We start from the raw sequence: 25,440 nt of genomic DNA on the forward strand, positions 1-25,440 counted from the left end.
ACGCCTAAAGTAGCAGCGATTAAGTCTCTGGCCTAACTCTTGGCAGCTGCAGTCGACAGCCTGTACCGGCGGAACGATGGCACGAGCACGGCGATCGCCACCACGGAGACGAGCACGAGGACACCACCGATCCACGCTGCCCGACCGGCCCCGGACGCCTCGGCGCCCGCCCCGTGGACGACATCCGCGATTCGCGGCCCACCCGCAACGACGACGAGGAAGACGCCCTGCAGGCGACCGCGCACCGCGTCGGTGGCCGCCGTCTGCAGCATCGACGTGCGGAACGCCGCCGAGACCATGTCCGCCGCGCCACCGACGACGAGGGCGCCGAACGCGATCCAGAACACGATGTCGAGCCGTCCGTTCGCGAGCGCCACCGCTCCACCGAAGACGACGACCGCCCCGCCCCACACGGCGACGGCGGCGAGCACCGCCACGCCGTGCCGCTGCACGCGCGATACCCACCCGGAGAACACGCCGCCGAGCACAGCACCGACCGGAATGGCCGCGAACAACCACGCGAACGCGAACCCGCCCTCGCTCGGTCCGCCGAACGACTCGTGTGCGATCTGCGGGAACTCCGCACGCGGCATACCGAAGATCATCGCGGCGAGGTCGACGACGAAGCTCGCCATGAGCACCGGATGGCGTGAGAGATACCGCAGCCCGTCGACCACGGACGTGAAGCCGGCCACCGTCACCTCGCCCAGCGGACGCATCGCCGGCAGGTTGACGACGGCCCACATCGTGGCGAGAAGGCACAGGGTGTCGGCGGCGTACATCCACGAGAACCCGAGCACCGGGATGAGCGTTCCCGCGACGAGCGGCCCCGCGATGCCACCCGCCATCGCCACCGTCATGAGGAGGGAGTTGGCCGCCGGCAGGAGTTCGGGTGGCAAGAGTCGCGGCAGCGAACTCTGCAGCGCCGGCTGGTGGAGCGCGAAGAAGATCTGCTGCACCGCGAACAGGCTGAGTAGCAGCCACACGTTGATGCCACCGACGGCGGCCTGCGCCCAGAACAGCGCGCTCGTCACGATGAGCCCGGTCGTCGTGAACATCAGGATGCGACGACGGTCGTGCGCGTCGGCGAGCGAGCCTCCGTACAGGCCGAAGACGATGAGCGGCACGAGGCCGAACAGGCCCGTCAGGCCGACATAACTCGAGTCACGCGTCTGCGCGTAGATCTGCGCGGGCACCGACACGATCGTCAGCTGCGCGCCGATGACCGTGACGATGTCGGCCAGCCACAACCGCCGGAAGGCGGGAACCTTGAGCGGGCGCGTGTCCGCGAGAACGCTGCGGGCACGCGCGAGCCTGCTCGCGGTCATGCGTCGATGCGCTCCAGGTCGAGCTGGTGAGCCGACGAAATGATGAAGTCCTTGCGGGGCGCCACGTCGCTGCCCATGAGCAGGTCGAACACCTGCTCCGCCGCCTCGGCGTCGGCGAGCGTGACGCGACGCAGCGTGCGGTGACGCGGATCCATCGTCGTCTCCGCGAGCTGGTCGGCGTCCATCTCGCCGAGACCCTTGTAGCGCTGCGGTTGCTTGAACGTGCGGCCCTTCTTCTCCCACGCACTGACGACCGAACGCATCTCGGCCTCGGAGTAGGTGTAGATGACCTCACCCTTGGCGCGGCCGCTCGCGTTGAGCTCGAGACGGTGCAGCGGCGGCATGGCCGCGTACACCCGACCGGCCGCGACGAGCGGGCGCATGTAGCGGAAGAACAGGGTGAGCAGCAGCGTGCGGATGTGGGCGCCGTCGACGTCGGCGTCCGTCATGAGGATGATTTTGCCGTAGCGCACCATGTCGAGATCGAAGCTGCGCCCCGAGCCGCCACCGATGACCTGGATGATCGAGGCGCACTCGGCGTTCTTCAGCATGTCGCCTACCGACGCCTTCTGGACGTTGAGAATCTTGCCGCGGATCGGCAGCAGCGCCTGGTACTCCGAGTTGCGCGCCGCCATGCCGGTGCCGAGCGCCGAGTCACCCTCGACGATGAACAGCTCCGATTTCTCGCCGTCGGTGGAGCGGCAGTCCTTGAGCTTGCCCGGCAGGCTCGAGCTCTCCAACGCCGTCTTACGCCGCTGCGTCTCCTTGTGCTGACGCGCACTGATGCGCGACTTCATCTCGGCGACGACCTTCTCCAGCAGGAGCGCCGACTGCGCCTTCTCGTCGCGCTTCGTCGACGTCAGGTGCGCCGTGAGCTCCTTCTCGACGACCTTCGCGACGATGGCGCGCACGGCGTTCGTGCCGAGCACCTCCTTCGTCTGGCCCTCGAACTGCGGCTCCGCCAGACGCACCGTGACGACGGCCGTGAGGCCGGCGAGGACGTCGTCCTTCTCGACCTTGTCGTTGCCGACCTTGAGCTTTCGCGCGTTGACCTCGAGCTGCTTCTTGAAGACCTTCATGAGGGCCTGCTCGAAGCCGGTGTTGTGCGTGCCGCCCTTCGGCGTCGCGATGATGTTGACGAAGGAACGCACCTTCGTCTCGTACCCCGTGCCCCAGCGCAGCGCGATGTCGACGCCGCACTCACGCTCGACGTCCTGGCTCGTCATGTGCCCGCTCTTCTCGTCGAGCACGGGCACCGTCTCGGTGAAGTGACCGCTGCCCTGCAGACGCCACACGTCGGTGACGGCCGCGTCGGCGGCGAGGTAGTCGGTGAACTCGCTGATGCCGCCGTCGTGGAAGAAGACCTCCTCGTGGGGTCCGTCGGCGCCCGGCGTCTCGGGCAGGCCGCGCTCGTCACGGATGACGAGGGTGAGGCCCGGCACGAGGAAGCTCGTCTGACGCGCACGCCCGATGAGCTGCTCGTAGTCGAACTGGGCGCTCTTGAGGAAGATGCTCGTGTCGGCCCAGTAGCGCACGCGCGAACCGGTGACGCCGCGCTTGGCCTTGCCGACGACCTTGAGCTCGCTGCCCGACTCGAACGGGCTGAACGGGTTGAGCGGGCTCTTGCCGTCGGCGTCGTCGAAGACGCCCGGCTCACCGCGGCGGAAGCTCATGCCGTACGTCTTGCTCGCACGGTCGACCTCGACGTCGAGACGAGCGCTCAGCGCGTTGACGACCGACGCGCCGACACCGTGCAGACCACCCGACGCGTTGTACGAACCGCCGCCGAACTTGCCGCCCGCGTGCAGCTTCGTGAAGACGACCTCGACACCCGAAAGGCCCGTGCGCGGCTCCACGTCGACGGGGATACCGCGACCGTTGTCGCGCACCTCGACGGAGCCGTCGGGCATGAGGATGACCTCGATGCGGTCGCAGTAACCGCCGAGCGCCTCGTCGACCGAGTTGTCGATGATCTCCCACAGGCAGTGCATGAGACCGCGCCCGTCGGTGGAACCGATGTACATGCCCGGGCGCTTGCGTACGGCCTCGAGCCCCTCGAGCACCTGGAGGTGACGAGCGGTGTAGGTCTGGTTCTCTCCTTGCGACACCTGGGAATCTCCTTGAAGTTCGCGGGGGACGCCGCAGACGGCGCACCCGTCACCGTACCCGAGAATCCGCGGGTTTCCGGGCCGCCACGCGGTGATCCGACGCTCACTGCGCACCTGCGGCGTAGACCGAATCACAACGATGTGGCTCGGGAGTCGGAATTGGGCTTCTCGGGAATGTCCGCCCGTGACAGACTGTTGTCGATTCCGAGAAACGATGCTTCGGGCATCGTTCGTAGGACGCCGCTGGTGCCCTTTCAAGGCATCCCGACGAGAGGATCGATATGACCACGACGATGGAACACACGATGACGGCCGCTGACCGCTGCGACCGCTGCGGAGCCCAGGCCTTCATCAAGGCGGTCATGTCGGGTGGACTCGAACTGCGCTTCTGTGGCCACCACGGCCGCGAGCACCTCGACAAGCTCAAGGAGGTCGCCGTCGAGGTCATCGACGAGACGCCCCGCCTGAGCGAAGAGGTTTGAGCAGCGCGCTGCCGCTGACGCCGAACGGCCCCGGTCACCCGCCAAGGGTGCCGGGGCCGTTCGCGTGCCTGCACACGGCGGGCTCTCTTCCTGGTCCGGCTCGTGGCCCAGCTGAGGGATGATGGCCCCATGGAACTGACGACGACGATCATCGCCGCACTCGTCATGGCGGTCGGCATCGCCGGTCTCATCGTGCCCGCGCTGCCTGGCCTTCTGCTCGTGCTGGGCGGGGTGCTCATCTGGGCGCTCGGCAACTCCGGCCCCACCGCGTGGACGGTGTTCGGCATCGCGTGCGTCCTCGCGGCGATCGGCTACGTCGTCCAGTACGTCGTGCCTGGCCGCCACCTGGGCCGGGCCGGCATCCCGAAGCGCAGTAGCCTCGTCGGCGTGATCTTCGGCGTCATCGGCTTCTTCGTCATTCCGGTGATCGGCCTGCTCGTCGGCTTCGTACTCGGTGTCTTCGTCGCCGAGATGGCCCGTCAGCCCCGCACGGACGAGGCGTGGCGCTCGACGAAGGTGGCCGTCAAGGCTGCCCTCATGTCGGTGGGAATCGAACTGCTCGCGGCGCTGATCATTGCCGTCGGATGGGCCTGCGTGGCCATTCCGATGGCTCTGTGACTGGCCTGTGACGAGGCGTCCCTACCAGCCAGGCGTCCCTACCAGCCCTGGCTCTCGCGGCGACGACGATCCCAGCGCTCCTCAAGACGCTGCATGAAGCCGCTGTTGCTCGCGCCACGAGCGGGCTTCGCCTTGGACTTGGCCGAGCCCGGGAATCCACCCTGGACGCTCGGGAAGCCACGGCCGGCACCGTCCGAGCCGCCGGCGCGCTGCGCCGACGAGGAACCGACGACGTGCAGGTCAGGACGCTGGTCGGCATCCGTACCCACCGCGTAGGTGACGCCGAAGACCATGCCGAGGAAACCGATGGCGCCCAGCCAGGTCTGACGGGTGGTGACGGCGAGAACGACGAGCGCGAGACCCGCCGCGAGGGCAAGCACACCGAGCAGGACACGACGGCGACGTCGTGCGCGGTTCGGGTCGGAAACCATGGTCGACGCGAACTTCGGGTCCTCGGCGGAAAGCTGCGCCTCCAACTCTTCGAGAGCGCGCCGTTCCTGTTCTGACAACGGCATGGGAGCCTCCGGTTCGACACTCGCGGCGCATGGTGCGCCACGCATGGTGTGCTGGCATTGTCTCGTTCATTTGTAGCACTTCGGGACGTTACTCGTGGCCACCCGCGAGGGGGCGAAGAACCGACCGCTCATCCCACGAGACTCGCCGGTCTCACGATGCCCGCGCCGAACCGCGCGCTGGCGCGGTCGACGGCGCGATCGGCCTCCTGCCAACCGAACTCGCGCTCCCCCAGCTTTCCCTGCCGGGAGGTCAGCCGTCGGTCGGTGAGCCCCTGCACCCGCACCCCGACGAGGCGGATGCGGGCCCGCTGCAGCCCGAGGGCGTCGAAGAGCTGGGCGGCCACGGCGTAAACCTCCCGGCTGACGTCGGTGTGCTCGCTCAACGTGCGCGACCGCGTGATCGTCGTGAAATCGGAGAAGCGCACCTTCAGCACCACCGTGCGTCCGGCCACCTCGGCCGAACGCATACGCGCCGCGACGCGGTCGCTCAGCTTGAGCAGGTGCCGCTTGATGAGCACAGGATCGTCGAGATCCTCACCGAACGTCTCGTCCGAACCGATGCTGCGCTCCGGCTCGTGCGGCACGACCCGACGTTCGTCGTGACCCCACGCGAGGCGGTGCAGCGTCATGCCGCTCGCCTGCCCGAGGGAACGCACGAGCGTTCGCTGCGGCAGGTGCGCGATGTCGCCGACGGTGCGCAACCCCAACGTGTGCAGCTTCTCCTGCGTCGAGGCACCCACGCCCCACAGCGCCTCCACCGGCAGCGGGTGGAGGAAGTCGAGCACCTCATCCTGACGCACGAGACGCAGCCCGTCCGGCTTCGCACTCGTCGAGGCCAACTTCGCGACGAACTTCATCGGCGCCACCCCGACCGAACACGTGATGCCCTGCTCGTCGGCGACGGCGTCACGCAACTCGTGCCCGAGCGCCGCCGCAGACTCCGGCCCGTTGCAGACGCCGCCAACGTCGAGGAACGCCTCGTCGAGCGAGATCGGTTCCACGAGCGGCGTGACCTGCGAGAACAGGTGCATGATCGAGCCCGAGATCTGCGTGTAGAGGTCGTAGTTGGGCGCGAGGACGACGGCATCGGGGCACAACCTTCGCGCACGCCCCATCGGCATACCCGAACTCACCCCGCTGCGCCTGGCCTCGTAGGTGGCCGAGAGCACCACGCCCCGCCCGGCGCCGCCGACGATGACGGGCCGACCGAGCAGATCGGGGCGCTCGATGAGGGACGCCGACGCGTAGAAGGCGTCCATGTCGATGTGCAGGATCATCTGCCCCACCCTCCTGAACTTCCGGGGCTCGCGTGCCACAGCGAACGCGGAGCCTCACCCTGACCGGGAAGCTGCGCGCGACCTCCCGAGACCGTTTCGCCGGCCGGTTTGATGTCGGCGTACGGCGACTGTTTGAACCCTGACGAGTGCACGAGCATCCGACGTCCGCGAGCGCCGCCGACACCTTCTGCGTCCGGTGGGGCGACGCCGACGAGGCTGCTCACGCCGTCAGCGCCCGCCTCGCTCCACGCCTGCCACACCGCCGTGAGATCCCACGCGCCGGTGGCCCGGATGGAGACACCGTGTGGGCCGGTACGCCGCACGACACCGCGCACGAGGAGCATCCACGAGTGGAAGACGGTGTCGGCGTACGGCCCCTGAACGTCTTCGAAGAACGTGGCGTCGGCGGGGCCGGTGCCGTCGTCGAGCGTGAGGAAGATGACGCGGCGCCCCGAACGCACCGGCGGGGTCTGCGTGGCCACCTTGATGCCCGCGCACCACACTTCCTGCCCACCGCGCAGATTCACGAGATCGGACGCAGCGCTGAGGCCCAGGTGACGCAGCATCGGCGCGTAGAACTCCATGACGTGACCGCTGACGTCGAGACCGAGGATGTCGAGCTCGGCACGCACCTTCTCCGCCGGCGTGAACTCGGGCAGGCCCGAACCCTCACCGTCGACGGCTCCGTCGACGAGGTCGAGGACGAGTTGAGCACCCACCGGATCCTTCGCCCCGGGGCGGCGCCCCTGCGCCTGCGCCCTGGCGGCTTCCACCGGGTCGAACGTGAAGAGCACAGCCTCCCCTGGCGCTTCGCCGGCACCTGGGCTCGACGCACTCCTCTCGTCTACGTTGCTCGACGACGGCTTGGTCGCGAGCACCTTCTGCCCGCGCGGACGCCCCCGCGATGTACCGCGCAGGTGCCAGCGCTCGAGATCTTCCAGTTCGAGCAGGAGGTCGCGTCGGGTGAGAGCGCCTCGCCCTGTGCGAGCACCGAAGCCGTACAGGCTGTCGAAGGCGCCGACGAGAACGAGACGTTCGACGCTCGTTCGCGTCAGGCCGGCCCGGTTCCACACGTCGCTCAAGCTCGAGTAGGGCTGCGCCGCGACGAGAGTTTCGATCTCCCTCTCGCTCATGCCCTTGACGTCGGCGAATCCGATGCGCAGACCGAGTTTTTCGGAAGCCCCTGCGTTCGGGTCCGATTCGTCGGAGCTCGGGCCACCAGGGAGACCGACCGAAGCACCAGCATCGTTGTGACTGCCCTCCTCGGCGCTGCCGCTCACCCGCTCCACCCGGTACTCGCCCCGCGAGGCGTTGATGTCAACACCGAGCACGGGCACACCGAACGTGCGAGCGTCGGCGAGGATGAGCCGCTTGGGGTACATGCCCGGGTCGTGCGTGAGCACACCCGCGACGAACGCCGCGAGGTGATGGGTCTTCAACCACGCCGACTGGTAGGTGGGCAGCGCGAACGCTGCCGCGTGAGCCTTGCAGAAACCGAAGGACGCGAAAGCCGCGAGCACCGCCCAGATGCGTTCCCGCTCGCCGCGCGTGTACCCGCGGGCCTTGGCGGCAGCACGCCACCACTCCCCGATCTTCTCCTGCCCTGTGGGCGAGCCCATCGCCCGACGCACCTCGTCGGCTTGGGCGAGCGTCACACCCGTCGTCTCGGCGACGATGCGCAACACCTGCTCGTGGAAGACCACGACGCCGACCGTCTCCTCCAGCGCCGGCCGCAGGCTCTCGTGGAGGTACTCCGGCTCACCCCAACCCTGACGCACCCGCAGGAACGGGTTGATCATGTCGCTCTTGACCGGGCCGGGGCGGAACAGCGAGATGTCGATGATGAGGTCTTCGAAGGCCTCGGGAGCGAACTTGCCGATGAGTTCACGCTGCCCGGGCGACTCGATCTGGAAGCACCCCAGCGTGCGCGTCGAGCGGATGAGGTCGAACGTCGCCTCGTCGTCGAACGGGACGCACGTCTCGTCGTCGAGGTCGACGACGACGCCTTCGACCCGCTCGATCTCGGCCACGGCGTGCGCCATCGCCGACTGCATTCGGATACCGAGCACGTCGAGCTTGAGCAGCCCGAGGGTCTCGACGTCGTCCTTGTCGAACTGGCTCATCGGGAAACCGAGCCAGCTCGCCTCCATCGGCGTGCGATGGCCGAGTTGCGCGTTCGACAACACGACGCCGCACGGGTGCAGCGCGACGTGCCGCGGCAGACCGTCGAGTCGCTCGACGAGGTCGAACAGTCGCTCCAACTCGCTCGAGGCGAGACCGCGAGCCCGCAGCTCCGGCAACTCCTCGATGGCCTGGCGCGCATTGCGCGCGGCGATGTGCGGAAAGGCCTTCGCGATGACGTCGACGTCGGCCAACGGCATACCGAGCGCAGCGCCGGCGTCACGGATGGCGTGACGCACCCGGTAGGTCTCCGCCATCGACACACACGTGACCCGCTCGCCGCCGAAGCGCTCCATGATGCGTTCGTACATCTCGGTGCGCCGCGCCGATTCCACGTCGATGTCGATGTCGGGCAGTGACGCCCGAAGCGGCGTGCAGAAGCGTTCCATGAGCAGGCGGTGCCGGATCGGGTCGACCCCGCTGATGCCCAGCAGATAGTTGATGAGGCTGCCCGCGCCCGAACCGCGAGCAGCGACGCGCACACCGGCGTCACGGATGAGATCGCACACGATGGCCACCGTGAGGAAGTAGGTCGGGTAGCCGAGGTGGCGCACGACCTCGAGTTCGTCGTCGAGTCGCTCTTCGACGGCGGCGTACTCGGTTGCCGAGAGGTGGCCATAGCGAGCGGGCAGCGCGGCGCGGCAGCGCTCGGCCAGAGCGCGCTGGGGGTCGACGCCGTCCAGGTCGAGCACCTCCGGTTCCGGAAGATGAACTGCACCGATGCCGATGTCGTGGAACGGATGCTGCACGCAGAGCTCGGCCAACCGTGACGTCGCGCCGACGAGGTCGAGGGCCGCGCTCTCGTCGCCCGCAGCCTGCGCGAGTTCACGTGCGATCTCGAGCATCTCGCTCTCGGGGAGCAGATGCCCTCGCGTGCTCGTGCGGTCGAGGTGCCGCAGGTCGAGCGCCACCATGCGCCGCGCCGCGTCGAGCAGATCGGCGGTGACGGCCTCGTCGGCGTCCGCGTGCCTCACCCAGCCGGTGAGCACCGCGGGCACACCGCACGCACGCGCCAGCGCCCACAGGTCGAGCGCGTGCCGCCTGCTGGCCGGCGTGCCCGGCGCCCCGTCGTGACAGGCCACCTCGACTGCGAGCGCCCCGTGCGGCAGCGCAGCACGCCACTGCTTGAGCAGCTGCTCCGCCGCGGCAGGACGTTCGGCGAGCAGCGCCTGCCCGACGTCGGAGGCCGGGCCGAGCAGCACGGTGAGTGCCGGGGCACTGTTGCCTCTGCCCGCCTCCTCGACAGTGACGAACCGCGCGATCCGTTCACGCGACGTGCGCGCGGCACTGCGCTCCCCGACGAGGTGAGCGTCCGTGACGAGACGGCACAGCTGCCCCCAACCGACGCCCTTGGCGAGCCCGCTGGCAGCGCCACGAGCCAGAACGGTGACGCGAGGCCCCCGGTCGTCGACGGCGGCCCCGCCCTTCGCGGGGGTGCGCCGCGGGCGGGACGAGATGGTCGGCGTCGGTGGCTCGAGCGCCAGGTCGACGCCGACAACGGGTTCGATGTCGTGATCACGGCAGGCCTCGACGAACTTCACCACGCCGTAGAGACCGTCACGGTCGGTGAGCGCCAGACGCTCGTAGCCCAACTCGTGTGCCCGCTCGACGAGACGCTTCGGCGGTGTGGTGCCGTAGCGCAGCGAGAAGGACGACGCGACGTGCAGATGGGTGAACTGCACCGACCTCACCCCACCGCGACGGGGGTGAGCCGCAACGCCGAAGCATCGGCGGCAGGCAGACCGACGTGGACGAGCACGGCGTCGAGGAAGAGCTGGGCCTGCCGGACGAGGTCGTCGGCCTCTCGCACACTCACCCCGGCCCCGCCACTCTGGGCGACGGCGCTGCGCTTGCCGCACTCAGTGAAGAAGCTCGCCCACTCCCCGAACTCCGGGCGCTGACGAGCCAGCGCCTCCCACGCACCGCGCGGACGTGAGCCGAGCGAACGCGGCGCCACCTGAGCCAGAAGGGCGGCAGCCGCCCGCAACGCAGCGAGTTGGGCCCTCGCGTAGCGCTCGGACGTCGTCGTGGCCGAGCAGGCCTCGATCAGGGCAGCGCGCGAACGGCCCAGAAGATCGAACAGATCGCCGGTGAGTGCTTCCGCGGGCGCACCCGGACCCGTTGCCGTCGTCGTCATGACATCTCCCTCTCGCTGCACACTTCGTCGAACCTGCACATCAGTCACTGAGCCGCTCGAGCGACCACCCGGAGCGCGCATGCGCCAGGTCGAACACCCCGAGGCTCGGGCTCGCCCCCGCACTCGCCTCGACCCGCCACACCCGACGTTCGGCGTCGTACACGCCCTGCTCCCCCATCGGCAGGCGCCACCACGGCGTTGCCTCACGCCAGCTCTCGAGCACCCCCGCGACTCGATACCTGCGTCCTCGCCAGACGAAGACCTCGGGCGCGCTCGCCTCTCCCGTGTCCACTGTGGTCACCTCGACGCTCTCGGCGTATCCGCGCATCTCGCCACCTCACTTCACTCGGGTGACGACCGCGTCGTCACCGCCGGATGGTTCGCTGTGACTGTGACGGTGAGCGACGACGCAACGAACGTCGGAACAACGGCACAGCACAAGCCCGTTTTTTCGAACTCATGTTCGATATGGTGACACTAGAACGCCCCGGCGACAACCCCCAGATTCCGCGGAATCGGAGCGACCGCGTAGGCTCGGTGGAAGTCGCTTGCCGGAAGGATCGAGACGTGCCCAACTCCGCGGACGCATCGCAGTTGCTCGAACGCATCCAGCGCACCGTCGACGCCGAAGTCGCCCACCAGCGCGAGGTTCTCGCCCCCCTCGGCGACGAAACCGATCTCATGGTCGACGCCATCGCTTCCCTGCTCTCCGGCGGCAAGCGCGTGCGTGCGTCGTTCCTCTACTGGGGCTACCGCGCCGCCGGCGGCGCCGACAGCGACGCCCTCGTGCGCGCCAGCGCGTCGATGGAGCTCTTCCAGGCTGCCGCGCTGCTGCACGACGACGTCATGGACGCGAGCGACACCCGCCGCGGCATGCCGGCTGCCCACCGCGCCATGGCGAACGCCCACCGCGAGCGCGGCCTCACCGGCGACGCCGACCGCTTCGGCGAGGCCGGCGCCATCCTCGCGGGCGACCTGTGCCTCACCTGGGCCGACGAGATGTACGCGACGAGCGGTCTACCCGCCGACGAGGTTCTTCGCGGACGTCGGGTCTTCGACCTCATGCGCACCCAGCTCATGGGCGGGCAGTTCCTCGACGTCCTCGAGGCCGTGCAGAACTGGGAGGGGCTCGCCACCGACGAGCGCATCACCCGCGCTCTGCGCGTCATCCGGTACAAGAGCGCGAAGTACACGATGGAGCACCCCCTGCTCATCGGTGCCACCTGCGCCGGTGGCTACGACGCCACGCTCGAAGCCCTCTCGCGCTACGGTCTCGCTCTCGGCGAGGCCTACCAGCTGCGCGACGACCTGCTCGGCGTCTTCGGCGACCCGGCACAGACGGGCAAGCCGGCCGGTGACGACCTGCGCGAAGGCAAGCGCACCGTCATCGTCGCTCACCTGCTCGACGACCTCTGCGCCGACGACCGCGCGTTCTTCGACACCCGATTCGGCCACGACGACCTCGACACCGACGAGATCGAGCGTTTCCGCGCGCTCGCGGTGAGCACCGGCGCCGTCGACGCCGTGGAGCAGCGCATCACTCAGGGGGCCGACGAAGCGCGCACCGCGCTCGAGTCGCTCCGCGAGTCGATGCCGACCGAGGCGTTCGCCGCCCTGCACGACTTCATCGGGACGACGACCGCTCGCTCCAGCTGAGCCGCCGCGCCGTCAGGGCAGCAGCGTCAGAACGCCTCTTCCATGGCACGCTTGCGCACCTCGGCCTTGCGGCCCGCACGCAGCATGTCGATGGGGGCGCCGTCGATCGGCAAGGTCTCGTCGGGCGTGCACAGCCAGCGAATCGCTTCCTCGTCGCTGAATCCCGCGTCGGAGAGCACCGTCACCGTGCCCATGAGAGGCGTGACGACCGCACCGTCCTGAACGAAGGATGCCGGCACCGCGACGACATTACGCTCCCCCACGCGCGCGGCGATGATCTCGCGATCGGCGATCATCTGACGCACCTGGCGCAGCGACATGCCCAGCTCCTCGGCGAGGTCGGGCACGGTGAGCCAGTCACCGACAAGTGCTTCGAGTTCCGTGTGCGTTGCGTCATCCACGACCCCAAGATTGCCAGACGGGAACGCGTTACCGCATGTCGGCAGCGCACCGGGGGCGAGCTTCACCCCTTCGGGCGCGCCTTCGCAGGACGAGCCACGTCACCACCTAGCGTGTGAGCCATGCCTCTCACCTACGACGTCCCCGTCGCACTGCACGCGGCGCCGCCTGCGCACGTTCAGCCGGGCCGAGCTCACGCGCAGTTCGTCAAGGGAGCCGCGACGAGCAGCCCTGCTGCGAAGAAGAAGCCGACCCGCAAGGTCAAGAACGTCACGATCCGCCCCGGGGACTCGGTCTACGCCATCGCGCGAACCCACTCCTCGAGCGTCGCGGCCATCGTCAAGGCGAACCCGAAGATCGAGTTCCGTCGTCTCGTGCCGGGCACCGTCCTCAAGGTGCCGGTCCCCGCCTCGGCCCCGAAGGCGACGAAGCCCGTCAAGAAGCAGGCCGTCAAGAAGCCGTCGAAGGCCACGAGCGCGAAGCCGGTCAAGAAGCCCGCAGCAAAGCCCGCGAAGGCGCCGGCGAAGAAGCCCACGAAGAAGGCCGTTCGTCACACGAAGAGCGTCACCGTGCGCCCGGGCGACTCGCTCTACACGCTGGCCCAGCGTCATCACGCGAGCCTGGCAAGCGTCATCAAGGCGAATCCGGGGCTCGACGCGCGTCGTCTCCACGTGGGGTCTCAGGTCAAGATCCCCGTTGCCGGTGTCACCTCCGCCGCGAAGCCGACGAAGAAGCCCACCACGAAGCCTGCTCGCAAGCCCACCTCGAAGGCCCCTGCTGGTGGCTACGCACCCAAGCCGACGCACGTCGTCAAGTACGCCGGCACCTCTGCGGCACGGCGCTACCCGGCCTCCGCTGTCGCCTCGGGTGATCGTCACCGTCAGCAACTCGCGCAGGCGAACCTGCCGAACCAGGCCCAGATCCGTTCGATGATCGTCGCCACCGCCAAGCGCTACGGGGTCGACCCGACGCTTGCCCTCGCCATCGGCTGGCAGGAATCGGGGCACCGCCAGAGCGCCGTCTCCGTCTGCGACGCGCTCGGCACGATGCAGGTCATGCCGGCCACCGGCCGTTGGGCGGGCGACCTCGCGGGCCGCAAGCTCAACCTCATGGACCCACAGGACAACATCACGGCAGGCGTCGTCACTCTGCGCTTCCTCACCCAGCACGCCAACAACCGCGACGAGGTGATCGGCTCCTACTACCAGGGCCTCGGCGCTGTCCGGAAACACGGCTTCTACCCCGACACACGCCAGTACGTCAGCAGCGTCAAGGCGCACATGAAGCGCTTCGGCGGTTGACGCGGCCGGGCGCCAGGCACGCTCCGTGTCCTCACCTGATGACCCGCAGCGTTCAGCGTTCTTCCTGCCCCGCCACCTAGACTCGCCACCGTGACCACCTCGCACGCCGACCCCCTCATCGGCCGCACCGTCGAAGGGCGCTACCGCGTCCTCGAGCATCTTGCGGACGGTGGCATGGGCAGTGTGTACGTCGCTCGGGACCTCCGCCTCGATCGCGAGGTCGCCCTCAAGGTGTTGCGGGCCGACCTTGCGCGTGACCCCGTCTTCGTCGAGCGCTTCCAGCGTGAGGCCCGCGCTGCGGCGCGACTTGCCCACCCCCACGTCGTCGCAGTGCACGACCAGGGGCAGGACGCCGATGTCGTCTACCTCGCCATGGAACTCGTGCGCGGTCGCACGTTGCGCGACGTCATTCGCGACGGCGACAGGAGCGTTGGTGAGCAGCTCACGCTGTTCGAGCAGCTGCTCGACGGCCTCGCCGCCGCCCACCGGGCCGGCTTCGTGCATCGCGACATCAAGCCGGAGAACGTTCTCATCGACGCCGTCGACCGAGTGAAGGTCGCTGACTTCGGCCTGGCGCGTGCCGTCACGGGAAGTGGCGTGAGCGTCGACAGCGAAGTCCTCATCGGCACGGCGTCGTACCTGTCGCCCGAACAGGTCGAGCCGTCGAGCTTCAGCCCCTCCGGCACCCGTTCCGACGTCTACTCCGCGGGACTCGTCCTCTTCGAGATGCTCACGGGCCACCGCGCCTTCGACGGCGACCTTCCCGTCCAGGTGGCCTACCAGCACGTACACGGCACGATGGCGAAGCCCTCCGAGATCCTGCCGGAGCTCACTGCCGCCTTCGACCCACTCCTCGCCCGGGCCTGTTCCAAGGAGCCTCAGGAGCGTCCCGCCGACGCCGAGGAGTTCAAGACCGAAGTCACCAGGCTTCGCGCCGAACTCCCCAACGACGTTCTCGACGTCCCGGTACCGCCAGCCCCGCCGTCGTCACTGACGACGAACGCCGACACCCAGCACACCCGCGTCTCCGCGGCCGCCGACGGTACGACCGCGCCGGCCGCTCGAGCCTCCTCTGCAGCCGAGGCTCCCGACTCCCCGCTCGTCACCCGCCAGTACGGCCCCCAGTCGACGACGGCCCTCCCGAGCCGCGCCACCGTCGTCGAGAACGAGCGCTCGCGCCGTTGGTGGCCCTGGGTGCTCGCCGTCGCCGCACTCGTCGTCGCCGTCGTGGCGGCCATCGCGTTCACCGTCGGCCCCCTCGGCCCGCGCACCGTTCCCAAGGTTCAGGGTCAAGCTCAAGGTCAGGCCGTTTCGACCCTGCGGAGCGCAGGCTTCGACGTCAAGGTCCGCACCACCGAGTCCGACACTGTGCCTACGGGGCGGGCTGTGCGCACGACACCCGAAAGCGGAGCGTCGCGCCGTCCGACGAGCGATGTGACGCTCTGGGTCAGCACCGGCCCCCGCATGGTCGACGTCCCCGATACCGCGAACGCCACGCAGGACGACGCGCGCAAGACCCTGGAGAGCAAGGGGTTCAAGGTCGCTCGCGTCGAGAAGCAACACTCCGACATCGAGAAGGACAAGGTCGTCGGCACCAACCCCGCAGGTGGCAGCCGCGTGCGTCACGACACCCCGATCACCCTCATCGTGAGCGACGGACCGGCCGAGGTCGACGTCCCCGATGTCTCCGGATCGTCCGAGGACGATGCGAAGCGTCAGTTGGAGGCGCTCGGCTTCTCCGTGACGACAACGGAGGACTACGACCCGGACATCGAGTCGGGCAAGGTCGTCTCCACCGACCCGAGCAGCGGCACGACCGCGCGCGCAGGAAGCACCGTCACGCTCACCGTGTCCAAGGGACCCGAGATGGTTGACGTCCCGGATGTCGTCGGCATGAGCGCAGCCGATGCCCGCCGCACGCTCGAGGACGCCGGATTCGAAGTCGACGGCGGCTCGTGGCTCGACGATCTCCTCGACGGCACCGTCTCCAGCCAGTCGCCCGAGGGCGGCTCCGGCAAGCAGGCGCCCAAGGGCTCCACTGTCACGCTGAACTTCTGAGGCGGCTCCTCGACAAACGTCGAACGGCGCTCGCCCCTCGTCGGGGCGAGCGCCGTTCGGCGTGAAGCGGTCGTTGCTCAGGCGTTGCGTGCACCCAGCATCTCAGCCACCAGGTAGGCGAGCTCAAGGCTCTGCTGGTGGTTGAGGCGCGGGTCGCAGGCCGACTCGTAACGGCTCTCAAGGTCTTCGTCACGCACCTCGACGCTGCCGCCAAGGCACTCCGTGACGTCGTTGCCCGTGAGCTCGACGTGCAGGCCGCCCGGCACCGTGCCGGCCGCTTCGTGCACCTCGAAGAAGCCACGGACCTCGTCGACGACGTCGTCGAGACGACGCGTCTTGTAGCCGCTGGAGGATTCGAACGTGTTGCCGTGCATCGGGTCGGTGATCCACAACGGCGTGGCGCCCTCGGCCTTGAGACGCTCGACGATGGGCGGCAGAGCCTCGCGGATCGTGCCCGCACCCATGCGCGTGATGAACGTCAGACGGCCCGGCTCACGCTCGGGGTCGATCTTGTCGATGATGCGCAGCAGGTCGTCCGGGTCGGCCTTGGGGCCCACCTTCATGCCGACGGGGTTCGAGATACGGCTGATGAAGTCGATGTGGGCGCCGTCGATCTCGCGGGTGCGCTCACCGACCCACAGCATATGTCCCGACGTGGCGTACGGGCGGCCCGAGCGGGAGTCGGTGCGCGTCAGCGGACGCTCGTAGTCGAGCAGCAGCGCCTCGTGGCTGGAGAAGAAGTCGACCGCCTTGAGGGCGTCGAAGTCGGCACCACATGCCGCCATGAAGCGCATCGCCCGGTCGATGTCCTTGGCCGTCTTCTCGTAGCGCGAGTTCGCGGCGTTGGCGATGAAGCCCTTGTTCCACTCGTGCACGTTGCGCAGGTCGGCGAAACCGCCCTGCGTGAAGGCTCGCACGAGGTTCAGCGTGGCCGCGCTCGTGTTGTACGCCTGGAGCAGGCGGTCCGGGTTCGGACGACGAGCCTCCTCGGTGAAGGCGAAGTCGTTGACCATGTCACCGCGGTAGGCCGGGAGCGTGACGTCGCCACGGGTCTCGGTGTCCTTCGAGCGCGGCTTCGCGAACTGGCCGGCGATGCGGCCCAGCTTCACGACCGGCGTGCTCGCGCCGTACGTGAGGACGGCCGCCATCTGGAGGATCGTCTTGATGCGGTCGCGGATGTTGTCGGCCGTGGCCGAGGCGAACATCTCCGCGCAGTCGCCACCTTGCAGGACGAAGGCCTCGCCGCGGGCTGCGGCGGCCAGACGGGTGCGCAGATCGTCACACTCGCCCGCGAAGACGAGCGGCGGATAGCTGGCCAGGGTCTCCGAAACACGTTCGAGCGAGCCGTCGTTGGGCCACGTGGGCTGCTGCTTCGCCGGAAGCTCCGGCCAGTCGAGGCCCACGGGACGGGTCGTAGTCGAAATGGTCTGGGTTTCGGGGGTGGTACTCACCCTCCAAAGCCTATGACCGCTGTCCAATCCTGCGCATCTCAGCCCTTTTGCTGAGACGGAGTCAGGAGCGCTCGCTCGCTTCCTCACCCGGCGCCTCGGCCACCGGCTGAATCGTCTCCGTGGTCACGTCGCCGGAGGAGTCGGGGGTTTCTGCTGACGCGGCTGCGTCCGCGTTCTTGCCCTTGTCGGCGTCGCTGCTCTTGCGCGGCAGGCGTGAGGCGGCGTCCTCGATGACGGAGGTGGCGCTGCCCTGAATCTCCTTGGCCACGTGAACCGCGCCCTCACCGATGGTGCGAGCCTTCTCGGCAACGGACTTCTTGCGCGACGCGGCATACTCGTCGACGTACTCCTGGCCCGACAGGAGCATGAGCTCGTACATGATCTCGTCGGTGATCGAACGCAGGACGAAACGGTCGGCGCTCATACCCTCGAAGCGCGAGAAGTCGAGCGGAACACCGAAGCGCACGTGCGGCTGCGCGTAACGACCGAACTTCTCACCGGGAGGGGCCACCGTGTCGGTGTCCATGAGTGCCACCGGGATGACCGGCGCGCCACTTTCCAGCGCCAACCGGGCCACGCCCGTCTTGCCCTTGTAGAGGCGGCCGTCCGGCGAACGCGTGCCCTCGGGGAAGATTCCGAACAGATCGCCCTCAGCGAGGATCCGCTTGCCCGTCGCGAGTGCCCCCGCGGCCGCCGAACCGCTCGTGCGGTCGATCGGTACCTGGCCCGTGCCCGAGAAGAAGCTCTTCTGCATGCGGCCCCTGACGCCGGGCGTGGTGAAGTACTCGGACTTGGCGACGAACGTCACGCGACGGTCGAGCACGAGCGGCAGAAAGAGCCAGTCGGAGTACGACAGGTGGTTGATGGCGAGGATCGCAGGCCCCGAATCCGGGACGTGCTCGAGCCCTTCGACGGTCGGGCGGAACACCGTCCGCAGCGCCGGGCCGACGAGAACTCGCTTGAGGAGCCAGTAGAGCACGGGAGAACTTCCTGTTGGGCGTGAGAATCCGATGTCACTCTAGTCGGTGTGACCTATGACGCGTAGCCCGTCCGGGCCGCGGCGTTGCCCCTCTCGTGCCAGGATGTGGGCATGCAGCTCGACGATCTCCGTGGCAGCGCTGTGCCCGCGCGCCGCAACCGCGTTCGATGACGAACGGGCAGCCCGACGAGGCCCGCGACTGGGACGCGGAGTTCGAGGCCATCGCCAAGAGCCTGCGGCCGCAGTCGGACTCCTCTGGCGACGAACCTCATGAGATGCCCCCGGCGAGTCGCCACCGGTTCGACCACGGCTTTGCCGAGCCACCCAAGGACAACTCGCGCGGCGACAGCGCGTCGTCGTCGGCCACGGACGACTCCCCCGTTCCGGGTTTCCGTGACCAGTGGCGGCTGCGTGACGACGCGCCCTCGCTGCCGAACCTGAACACGAATCGACCGCTTGAGGACCCTCCCGAACTCGAGGACGACGACGACTTCGTCCCACCCGAGCCGACGCCCCTCGACAGCGACGACCCGGCAACGATCGTCATGTTGGGCTGCCTCGTGCTGGGCCCGTTGTGGCTGCTCTACCTGCTCTTCTTCGACCGCAACGCCGCAACGTTGTGGTGGAGCCTCGCCGCGCTCATCACCGCAGCCGGCTTCGTCATGGCCGTGGCCCGACAGCCGAAGTCACGCGACGAGGACGATGACGACGACGGGGCGCGCGTCTGAGGCTCGTCAGGCGATGACGGCGTCGACGACGAGCGGGCGATGGTCGGTCGCGACCTTCATCTGCTCTTCGACCGCGGACATGTCGACGGCCGTCAGCGTCAGCTGCGGCGAGGCGTAGATGAAGTCGATGCGCTTGTGCGGGTCGGCCGCGTTGAACGTGTTGATGCGCGGGCCCGCGTCGAGCAGACCGTGATGCTTGAACTCGCGCCCGGCGGGGCCGTTCTCGAGCTCGTTGAAGTCGCCGGCGATCGCCCACGGCAACGTGTGGTCGAGGGTCTCGTCGCCGAGCAGTTCACGCGCGTGTCCACCGCGCAACGCTCCGTAGAGCGACAGGTGCGTGCTGATCGCGACCCACGGCTTCTCACCGGGCAACGCCACCTCCGCCCATGCGTAACCGCGCGGCTCCTGCGGACGCGGCACGGAGTACAGGCCGTGACCGCTGCGACGCACCTCGACGCGCGGCGACGTGATGAGCGCGGTGCTCATGCGATGACGCTTGCCGCCGCCCCAGACCATGCCGAGGCTCTCGGCGAAAGCCGCGACCTTGTGGTTCGAGAACGGGTGACGCGGCATCTCCTGCAGGCACAGCACGTCAGGTCGCGCGTGCTCGATGACTTCGTGCAGCGCGGCCCGGTCGTCCTTGAGGCCCCGCACGTTGTAGCTCATGAGTCGTACCGTCATGCCACGTTTCCTTTCACGGCGCTGCGGGCGAGGTCGGCGGCACCGACGAGGCCGGCCTCATTGCCGAGTTGCGCCTGGGCGATGCGGGCCTCCGGGCGGTAACCGCGCCCGGGCAGTTGTTTGCGGAAGGCCTCACGCGCCGGACCGAGCAGCATGTCACCGGCGGCGGAGACTCCACCGCCGATGACGAAGGCGCTCGGATCGAACGCGCTGGCGAGGTTGGCGAGGCCAGTGCCGAGCCACGTGCCGATCTCGGCGAGAAGCTCCGCGGCGGTGGCGTCACCGGCCGAGGCGGCCTCGGTGATCATCGGACCGGTCAGCTTCGTCAGGTCGCCGCCGAGGGTGTCCGCGATGTCGTGAGCCATGGGCGATTCGGCGGCGAGCAGCGAGCGAGCTTCCCGCACGAGCGCGTTGCCGCTCGCATACTGCTCCCAGCAGCCGCGGTTTCCGCACTCGCAGCGCAGGCCGCCGGGCACGACCTGCATGTGGCCGAACTCCCCCGCGATGCCGTACCGACCGCGCTGGATCTCCCCGTCGAACAGCACGGCGCCGCCAATTCCGGTTCCCAGGTTGACCATGACGACGTGGCTCTCACCCCGCACGGCACCGAAGCGCCACTCGGCCCAGCACGCCGTGTTGGCGTCGTTGTCGACGAAGACGGGGTGCGTGCACCGCGCGCGCAGGTTCTCGCGCAGCGGCTCGTTGCGCCACGACAGATGCGGGGCGAAAACGACCGTCGAGCGATCCGCTCCGACGAAACCTGCCGCGCCGATGCCGACGGCGGAGACGTCGCCGAGCGAATCGCGCTCCGCGACGGCGTCAAGTTCGTCGACAACGCTGACGAGCAGGTCCTCGACGACCGCCGCTTTCGTCGAGCGGTGTGGGGTGTCGCGACGGGCGCGGGCGATGACGTTGCCCTCCTCGTCGACGAGACCGCCGGCCACCTTCGTGCCGCCGATGTCGATACCGATCGCGAGACTCACGCGCGTCCTTCCCTTGCCAGTGCTGCGGCGCCGATGACGCCTGCGTCGTTTCCGAGCGTCGCGACACAGAAACGAGCCGCGGGGCGGTGCCCGCCGCCGGTGAGTTCCTCGGCGAACGCGACGCGTGCGGGCTCGAGGACGAGGTCGCCCGCTTCGGCGAGACCTCCTCCGATGACGAAGACCTGCGGGTCGAGAATCGCCGCGAGCGACGCGGCGCCCTCGCCCAGCCAGCGTCCGATCTTGGCGAGCAGAGCCACGGCCGCTTCGTCACCTTCCTGGGCGGCCTGCGTCACGTGAACGCCCTTGAGGTTCTCCGGCTTGCCGTCGCACAACTCACGCAGACGCTTTCCCTGCGGAGTTCCCTCGTCGACGAGGGCCCGCGCGTCGCGAACGAGCGCGCTGCCGCTGGCGTACATCTCGAAGCAACCTCGGTTGCCACAGCCGCAGAGGTGTCCGTGCGGGACGACGCGCATGTGGCCGATCTCGGCGCCGACGCCGTGGCTGCCGCGGAAGACCTCGCCGCCGAGCACGATGCCTCCGCCGACACCAGTGCCGAGCGTGATCATCACCATGTCGTCGACGTTCTTGCCGCCGCCGTAGCGGAACTCCCCGTACCCGGCGGCGTTGGCGTCGTTCTCGATGACGACGTCGTGACCGGTGGCCTCCTGGAGCTGGGCGCGCAGCGGCTCGTGGCGCCACGCGATGTTCGGTGCGAAAAGGACCGTCGCCCCCTCACGATCGATGTAACCGGCGCACGCAACCCCCACCTTGGGCGTCTCGTCACCATGGGCTCGCGCCTTCTCGGCAAGCTCCCGGATGAGGTCGACCGTGCCGGTGATGATGGCCTCGGCGTCCTGCGCGGGCGTGTCACGGCGTGCCTGCTCGACGAGTCGGCCCTCGGCGTCGACGAGACCGCCGGCGATCTTCGTTCCGCCGATGTCGATACCGATGCTCACGCTCACGTTGTGCCCTTCATCCCGCGGAGCCACTCGGGCGACCGCACGTGCCACCAATCCTGAACGGCTCCACGACGGTGGCCAAATCGCCTCGCCGTCACTCGGGGTGCGCCCTTTCCGTGTTTCGACGCTCGACCTCACGCGCCAAGTCGTCCAGCGCCACCGAAACGACCGTCGCCTCGGCCTTGCGGCGTAGTGCTGTGATGATCGGAATGCCGGGATCAACGTTCAACGTGTACGTGACGGTGCACCCCTGAGCCGCCGGCACGATGCGGTACGAACCCTCCAGGCTCCGTAGCTGCTTCGCCGCGACGAGTGTCCACGCGACCTCCGCTTCCGGGCCTCGCCTCGTCACGCGGTAGCTCAGCCGGAGGACGTCCTTGAGCAGCCCGGCGTCCATCCTCAGCTCTGCGTCGCTCGGCATGCCCGCCGCATCCAACGCGAACACCTCGGCCCGTGTGATCTGCGACGTCCACCTCGGGTAGGCCTCGATGTCGACGACGGTGGCCAGCACCGTCTCCGGATCTGCTGACATCACCCGAGTCGCGTTCGTGTGCTCACCCATGCCGCGACAGTAGGGCATGCGCGCGGAACCTTTCGAGCAAGCCGCTAGGCTGGGCGCGGCATTCGGACGTCAGTCCACCCCGCCACCCCACGCCTCAGACGAAAGGTCGCCATGCAGGAGAGCTGCGAACCTCTGCTCGTTCCCGTCCGCGCGGAAGCGAGTCTTCCGCAGTTGCTCACGACGAACGCGACGCAGCGAGGCGACAACGTCGGCTACGCCGTGCGCGAGGGTGCCACGTGGCGTGAGATCACCCACCGCGAGTTCCTCGCCGAGGTGGAGCAGTTGGCCAAGGGCTTCATGGCGTCGGGCGTGCGACCGGGCGACCGCGTCGCCCTCATGAGCCACACGCGGTACGAGTGGACACTCGTCGACCTCGCCCTGCTCACTGCTGGCGCCGTCGTCGTGCCGGTGTACGAGACGTCGTCGGCCGACCAGATCTCCTGGATCCTTCGCGACTCCGGCTCGATCGCCGCCATCGTCGAGGACGTCGACATGGCCCGCAGCATCGCCACGGTCCGCGACGAGTGCCCGGCCCTGCGTGACGTCTGGCAGATCGACGGCGGACACCTCGACGAGTTGCGTCAGGGTGCCGGCGATGTCAGTGATGCCGAGATGCGCGCACGACGCGACAGCCTCGACGCCGAGAGCATGGCGACGATCATCTACACCTCCGGCACGACCGGCCGCCCGAAGGGCTGCGTGCTGACGCACGGCAACTTCGTTGCGCTGTCGCAGAACGCCCTGGCCCGGATGGACGCGCTCGTCAACGGCGAGGACAACAACGGCACGATGCTGTTCCTGCCGCTCGCGCACGTCTTCGCGCGCCTCATCCAGTACGTGGCGATCGCTTCCGGAACCCGTTTGGGGCACACGTCGATGACCACCCTCGTCGACGACCTCGGGACCTACCGCCCCTCGTACCTGCTCGCGGTGCCGCGGGTGTTCGAGAAGGTGTTCGCCGCGTCGCGTCAGCGCGCAGTCTCTGACGGCAAGGGTCGCGTGTTCGACACCGCCGCCGATGTCGCGACGAAGTACAGCCAGGCCACGAACGCGGGACGGCGCCCGTCGTTGCTCCTTCGGGCCAAGCACGCGGTCTTCGACCGTCTCGTCTACGCGAAGCTGCGCGCGGCGTTCGGCGGCGAGCTCCGGTACTCGATCTCCGGTGGCGCGCCTTTGGACGCCTCCCTCGCCCACTTCTACAACGGGATCGGCCTTCCCGTCCTTGAGGGCTACGGCCTGACGGAGACGACAGCACCGGCGTCGGTCAACCCGCCGGAGCGACTCAAGATCGGCACCGTCGGCCCGGCCTGCCCTGGCGTCTGCCTGCGGATCGCCGAGGACGGCGAGGTGCTCGTCAAGGGCATCAACGTCTTCCGCGAGTACCTGGGCAACCCCGACGCCACCGCAGAGGCGAAGGTCGATGGGTGGTTCCGCACGGGCGATCTCGGCTCGCTCGACGAGGAGGGTTACCTCACGATCACCGGCCGCAAGAAGGACCTCATCGTGACCGCCGGCGGCAAGAACGTCAGCCCGTCGAGCCTCGAGGACGCCCTACGCTCCGATCCTCTCGTGGCCGAAGCCGTCGTCGTCGGTGACGGCCGCCCGTTCATCGCGGCGCTGCTCACCCTCGACGAGGAGGCGCTGCCGGCGTGGGCGAACGAGCACGGCGTCGCCGACCTCGACCCCGAGCAGGCACGCACGCGCCCCGAGGTGCTCGAAGCGCTGCAGTCTGCGGTCGACAAGGCCAACCAACTCGTGTCGCGCGCGGAGTCGATCCGCAAGTTCACGGTTTTGCCGGAACACCTCACGGAGGCTTCAGGGCACCTCACACCGTCGCTCAAGGTGAAGCGTCACGTCGTGCTCAAGGACTTCGCCGAGCAGGTCGACGAGCTCTACGCCTGAGCCCGCCTCGGCGGTTCGCGCCTCAGCTACCGGAGTTCAGCGCCCGATCCAGCCATGCGGCGAACGACTCGGCACTGTCGGGGAGGAGTTGTCGGGCCGATGAGCTGGCATGCTCCTCGTCCGCGCGCGACTGCACGAGACGCTTGAGCACCGCCGCACCTGCGACGTGGGCCAGGTAGGTGACGTAAGCCGCGGACCACTCGTACCCCAGGCGGGCATCACGCTGGAACTGCTGCGCCGGCGGTGGACCGGTGAAGTGTTCCTGCCGCGCGTTGTGGGCTGCCGCAAGATTCGGCCAACGCGCGGGGAGCCTCGGCGCCTGATCGGGGGTTGCGGTCCACTCCGCAGCGCCCTCCTTGAGCCAGAGCGCTGTGCGGTCGGAACCGAAGTGCCGCAACCGCACGTGCGCCAGTTCGTGTGCAATGACGACCTGTCGCCCGATGTCGGTCAGCGATCTCGCCGCGCTGGGCGAGACGAGCACGCGCCCGTCGCTCGTCGTCACGGCTGCCGTCGAGCCGTCGAGCCCGTCAGCAGCCGCAGCGAAGGCGGCATCGTCGACGACCGCGACCTTCACGCTCCCCTGGGCCTTACCCCAGATCGTGGCCACGTCGCCTGCCGCACGCTTCACACGATCCGCCCACTCCGATGCGCTTCCCTCGGTCGCCGACAAGTCGATCGAGCTGAGCGGCGTCTCGAGGCGCATCGTCTGCCGCGACGAATCGCCCCCTGACCCCGACGGCGGCTCCGCGTCGCGAGCATCACCGTCGCCACCAGAGCATGCCGCGGCGAGGACGACGGGCAGCAACCCGAGAACGCGGCGGCGGGACGGCATGCGCCAACCCTAGAGGGCGCGTCTCAGACGGCCACCTGGAGACCGAACGGCGCGCGCTCGAGACGCGCATCCGCCGCGTCGTGGGCGGACACGAGGCCGGAGGCACACAGGGTGTCGAGCACCCGGTGGTCCTCGGCCTCCCACTCGGGTTCGCCGAGGGCCGGTTCGGGCAGCCCGAGAAAGGTCGTGACCACGCACGAGTCGCAGGCGCGACCCCGCACCGGGCAGGAGTTGCACGAGATGAGCATGATGCCCCCTTCGGTTGGTTCTCGTGGCCGTTCGCCATGCGATCGGCTTGTGGCG

General features: G+C 68.8%; 23 protein-coding genes. 7 read left to right on the forward strand and 16 right to left on the reverse strand.

Annotated elements, in window-relative coordinates:
- Positions 1 to 32: 32 nt before the first annotated feature.
- Together IM689_RS08895 and IM689_RS08900 are read right to left on the reverse strand one after the other, a co-directional pair.
- Positions 33 to 1,328 carry an MFS transporter gene (locus IM689_RS08895; protein ID WP_193643709.1) on the reverse strand — a complete coding sequence of 432 codons (1,296 nt, stop codon included), beginning with the start codon at positions 1,326 to 1,328 and terminating at the stop codon, positions 33 to 35.
- Positions 1,325 to 3,436, reverse strand: a complete 2,112-nt coding sequence (locus tag IM689_RS08900; protein WP_193643710.1) for a DNA gyrase/topoisomerase IV subunit B — start codon at positions 3,434 to 3,436, stop codon at positions 1,325 to 1,327. Before IM689_RS08900 ends, IM689_RS08895 begins: the two co-directional genes overlap by 4 nt.
- Before the next feature lie 281 nt (positions 3,437 to 3,717).
- Here IM689_RS08900 and IM689_RS08905 point away from each other — a divergent pair, with 281 nt between their 5' ends.
- The gene (locus IM689_RS08905; protein ID WP_082128775.1) at positions 3,718 to 3,918 is read left to right on the forward strand and encodes a DUF7455 domain-containing protein; all 201 of its coding nucleotides are present in this window, start codon (positions 3,718 to 3,720) and stop codon (positions 3,916 to 3,918) included.
- Between the two features lie 129 nt (positions 3,919 to 4,047).
- Positions 4,048 to 4,536 (forward strand): DUF456 domain-containing protein, encoded by a 489-nt coding sequence (locus IM689_RS08910; RefSeq protein ID WP_193643711.1) that lies wholly within the window; start codon positions 4,048 to 4,050, stop codon positions 4,534 to 4,536.
- Between the two features lie 38 nt (positions 4,537 to 4,574).
- Here the strand turns inward: IM689_RS08910 and IM689_RS08915 are convergent, their stop codons facing one another.
- From IM689_RS08915 to IM689_RS08935, 5 genes are all read right to left on the reverse strand, one after another.
- On the reverse strand, positions 4,575 to 5,051 hold the full coding sequence (locus tag IM689_RS08915) for a DUF3040 domain-containing protein (RefSeq protein WP_193643712.1): 477 nt from the start codon (positions 5,049 to 5,051) through the stop codon (positions 4,575 to 4,577).
- A gap of 128 nt (positions 5,052 to 5,179) precedes the next feature.
- Positions 5,180 to 6,328, reverse strand: a complete 1,149-nt coding sequence (gene dinB, locus IM689_RS08920) for a DNA polymerase IV (protein ID WP_193643713.1) — start codon at positions 6,326 to 6,328, stop codon at positions 5,180 to 5,182.
- Complete coding sequence (locus IM689_RS08925) at positions 6,325 to 10,191, reverse strand: DNA polymerase III subunit alpha (RefSeq protein WP_193643714.1); 3,867 nt, start codon at positions 10,189 to 10,191, stop codon at positions 6,325 to 6,327. The genes dinB and IM689_RS08925 overlap by 4 nt, the downstream gene beginning before the upstream one ends.
- A gap of 5 nt (positions 10,192 to 10,196) precedes the next feature.
- Positions 10,197 to 10,646: an SAV_6107 family HEPN domain-containing protein gene (locus tag IM689_RS08930; protein WP_193643715.1), complete on the reverse strand. Its 450-nt coding sequence runs from the start codon at positions 10,644 to 10,646 to the stop codon at positions 10,197 to 10,199.
- Positions 10,647 to 10,686: 40 nt separating this feature from the next.
- On the reverse strand, positions 10,687 to 10,974 hold the full coding sequence (locus IM689_RS08935) for a DUF6504 family protein (protein WP_118914897.1): 288 nt from the start codon (positions 10,972 to 10,974) through the stop codon (positions 10,687 to 10,689).
- A gap of 239 nt (positions 10,975 to 11,213) precedes the next feature.
- On the opposite strand from IM689_RS08935, the gene IM689_RS08940 reads away from it, so the two are divergent.
- On the forward strand, positions 11,214 to 12,302 hold the full coding sequence (locus IM689_RS08940) for a polyprenyl synthetase family protein (RefSeq protein ID WP_319803847.1): 1,089 nt from the start codon (positions 11,214 to 11,216) through the stop codon (positions 12,300 to 12,302).
- 26 nt (positions 12,303 to 12,328) lie between these two features.
- On the opposite strand, the gene IM689_RS08945 is transcribed toward IM689_RS08940, so the two are convergent.
- Positions 12,329 to 12,703 (reverse strand): Rv2175c family DNA-binding protein, encoded by a 375-nt coding sequence (locus tag IM689_RS08945; RefSeq protein WP_047311482.1) that lies wholly within the window; start codon positions 12,701 to 12,703, stop codon positions 12,329 to 12,331.
- Positions 12,704 to 12,823: 120 nt separating this feature from the next.
- On the opposite strand from IM689_RS08945, the gene IM689_RS08950 reads away from it, so the two are divergent.
- Positions 12,824 to 14,002, forward strand: a complete 1,179-nt coding sequence (locus tag IM689_RS08950) for a lytic transglycosylase (RefSeq protein WP_193643717.1) — start codon at positions 12,824 to 12,826, stop codon at positions 14,000 to 14,002.
- Positions 14,003 to 14,092: 90 nt separating this feature from the next.
- Entirely contained in the window at positions 14,093 to 16,060 is a 1,968-nt protein-coding gene (pknB, locus tag IM689_RS08955; RefSeq protein WP_193643718.1) for a Stk1 family PASTA domain-containing Ser/Thr kinase, read from the forward strand.
- 77 nt (positions 16,061 to 16,137) lie between these two features.
- Here pknB and IM689_RS08960 read toward each other — a convergent pair whose 3' ends face one another.
- Both IM689_RS08960 and IM689_RS08965 read right to left on the reverse strand, forming a co-directional pair.
- Complete coding sequence (locus tag IM689_RS08960) at positions 16,138 to 17,511, reverse strand: class II 3-deoxy-7-phosphoheptulonate synthase (protein WP_406565491.1); 1,374 nt, start codon at positions 17,509 to 17,511, stop codon at positions 16,138 to 16,140.
- A gap of 61 nt (positions 17,512 to 17,572) precedes the next feature.
- Positions 17,573 to 18,490: a lysophospholipid acyltransferase family protein gene (locus IM689_RS08965; protein WP_187035349.1), complete on the reverse strand. Its 918-nt coding sequence runs from the start codon at positions 18,488 to 18,490 to the stop codon at positions 17,573 to 17,575.
- 167 nt (positions 18,491 to 18,657) lie between these two features.
- On the opposite strand from IM689_RS08965, the gene IM689_RS08970 reads away from it, so the two are divergent.
- Positions 18,658 to 19,218: a hypothetical protein gene (locus IM689_RS08970; protein ID WP_129663127.1), complete on the forward strand. Its 561-nt coding sequence runs from the start codon at positions 18,658 to 18,660 to the stop codon at positions 19,216 to 19,218.
- A gap of 6 nt (positions 19,219 to 19,224) precedes the next feature.
- Here the strand turns inward: IM689_RS08970 and IM689_RS08975 are convergent, their stop codons facing one another.
- The 4 genes from IM689_RS08975 to IM689_RS08990 form a co-directional block, all read right to left on the reverse strand.
- The gene (locus IM689_RS08975; RefSeq protein ID WP_118914887.1) at positions 19,225 to 19,899 is read right to left on the reverse strand and encodes an endonuclease/exonuclease/phosphatase family protein; all 675 of its coding nucleotides are present in this window, start codon (positions 19,897 to 19,899) and stop codon (positions 19,225 to 19,227) included.
- Positions 19,896 to 20,882, reverse strand: a complete 987-nt coding sequence (locus tag IM689_RS08980) for an ROK family glucokinase (RefSeq protein WP_047311480.1) — start codon at positions 20,880 to 20,882, stop codon at positions 19,896 to 19,898. The genes IM689_RS08975 and IM689_RS08980 overlap by 4 nt, the downstream gene beginning before the upstream one ends.
- Positions 20,879 to 21,844 (reverse strand): ROK family glucokinase, encoded by a 966-nt coding sequence (locus IM689_RS08985; RefSeq protein ID WP_193643719.1) that lies wholly within the window; start codon positions 21,842 to 21,844, stop codon positions 20,879 to 20,881. Before IM689_RS08985 ends, IM689_RS08980 begins: the two co-directional genes overlap by 4 nt.
- A 91-nt stretch (positions 21,845 to 21,935) precedes the next feature.
- On the reverse strand, positions 21,936 to 22,421 hold the full coding sequence (locus IM689_RS08990; protein WP_193643720.1) for an SRPBCC family protein: 486 nt from the start codon (positions 22,419 to 22,421) through the stop codon (positions 21,936 to 21,938).
- Between the two features lie 93 nt (positions 22,422 to 22,514).
- Here IM689_RS08990 and IM689_RS08995 point away from each other — a divergent pair, with 93 nt between their 5' ends.
- Entirely contained in the window at positions 22,515 to 24,305 is a 1,791-nt protein-coding gene (locus IM689_RS08995; protein ID WP_193643721.1) for an AMP-dependent synthetase/ligase, read from the forward strand.
- Positions 24,306 to 24,327: 22 nt separating this feature from the next.
- Here IM689_RS08995 and IM689_RS09000 read toward each other — a convergent pair whose 3' ends face one another.
- A complete protein-coding gene (locus tag IM689_RS09000) occupies positions 24,328 to 25,137 on the reverse strand; it encodes a hypothetical protein (RefSeq protein WP_193643722.1) in 810 nt (269 codons plus the stop codon).
- Between the two features lie 23 nt (positions 25,138 to 25,160).
- Positions 25,161 to 25,331: a hypothetical protein gene (locus tag IM689_RS09005; RefSeq protein WP_182434805.1), complete on the reverse strand. Its 171-nt coding sequence runs from the start codon at positions 25,329 to 25,331 to the stop codon at positions 25,161 to 25,163.
- Positions 25,332 to 25,440: the final 109 nt, after the last annotated feature.

Origin of the sequence: Dermacoccus barathri, assembly GCF_015070805.1 — a bacterium.
Taxonomy (GTDB): Bacteria; Actinomycetota; Actinomycetes; order Actinomycetales; family Dermatophilaceae; genus Dermacoccus; species Dermacoccus abyssi.

Coding starts and splice junctions, on each gene's coding strand:
- IM689_RS08930 (WP_193643715.1), bottom strand. CDS start 10,646: ATGACGACGACGGCAACGGGTCCGGGTGCGCCCGCGGAAGCACTCACC.
- IM689_RS08935 (WP_118914897.1), bottom strand. CDS start 10,974: ATGCGCGGATACGCCGAGAGCGTCGAGGTGACCACAGTGGACACGGGA.
- IM689_RS08950 (WP_193643717.1), top strand. CDS start 12,824: ATGCCTCTCACCTACGACGTCCCCGTCGCACTGCACGCGGCGCCGCCT.
- IM689_RS08970 (WP_129663127.1), top strand. CDS start 18,658: ATGACGAACGGGCAGCCCGACGAGGCCCGCGACTGGGACGCGGAGTTC.
- IM689_RS08905 (WP_082128775.1), top strand. CDS start 3,718: ATGACCACGACGATGGAACACACGATGACGGCCGCTGACCGCTGCGAC.
- IM689_RS08990 (WP_193643720.1), bottom strand. CDS start 22,421: ATGCCCTACTGTCGCGGCATGGGTGAGCACACGAACGCGACTCGGGTG.
- IM689_RS08995 (WP_193643721.1), top strand. CDS start 22,515: ATGCAGGAGAGCTGCGAACCTCTGCTCGTTCCCGTCCGCGCGGAAGCG.
- IM689_RS08975 (WP_118914887.1), bottom strand. CDS start 19,899: ATGACGGTACGACTCATGAGCTACAACGTGCGGGGCCTCAAGGACGAC.
- IM689_RS09000 (WP_193643722.1), bottom strand. CDS start 25,137: ATGCCGTCCCGCCGCCGCGTTCTCGGGTTGCTGCCCGTCGTCCTCGCC.
- IM689_RS08910 (WP_193643711.1), top strand. CDS start 4,048: ATGGAACTGACGACGACGATCATCGCCGCACTCGTCATGGCGGTCGGC.
- IM689_RS08895 (WP_193643709.1), bottom strand. CDS start 1,328: ATGACCGCGAGCAGGCTCGCGCGTGCCCGCAGCGTTCTCGCGGACACG.
- IM689_RS08915 (WP_193643712.1), bottom strand. CDS start 5,051: ATGCCGTTGTCAGAACAGGAACGGCGCGCTCTCGAAGAGTTGGAGGCG.
- dinB (WP_193643713.1), bottom strand. CDS start 6,328: ATGATCCTGCACATCGACATGGACGCCTTCTACGCGTCGGCGTCCCTC.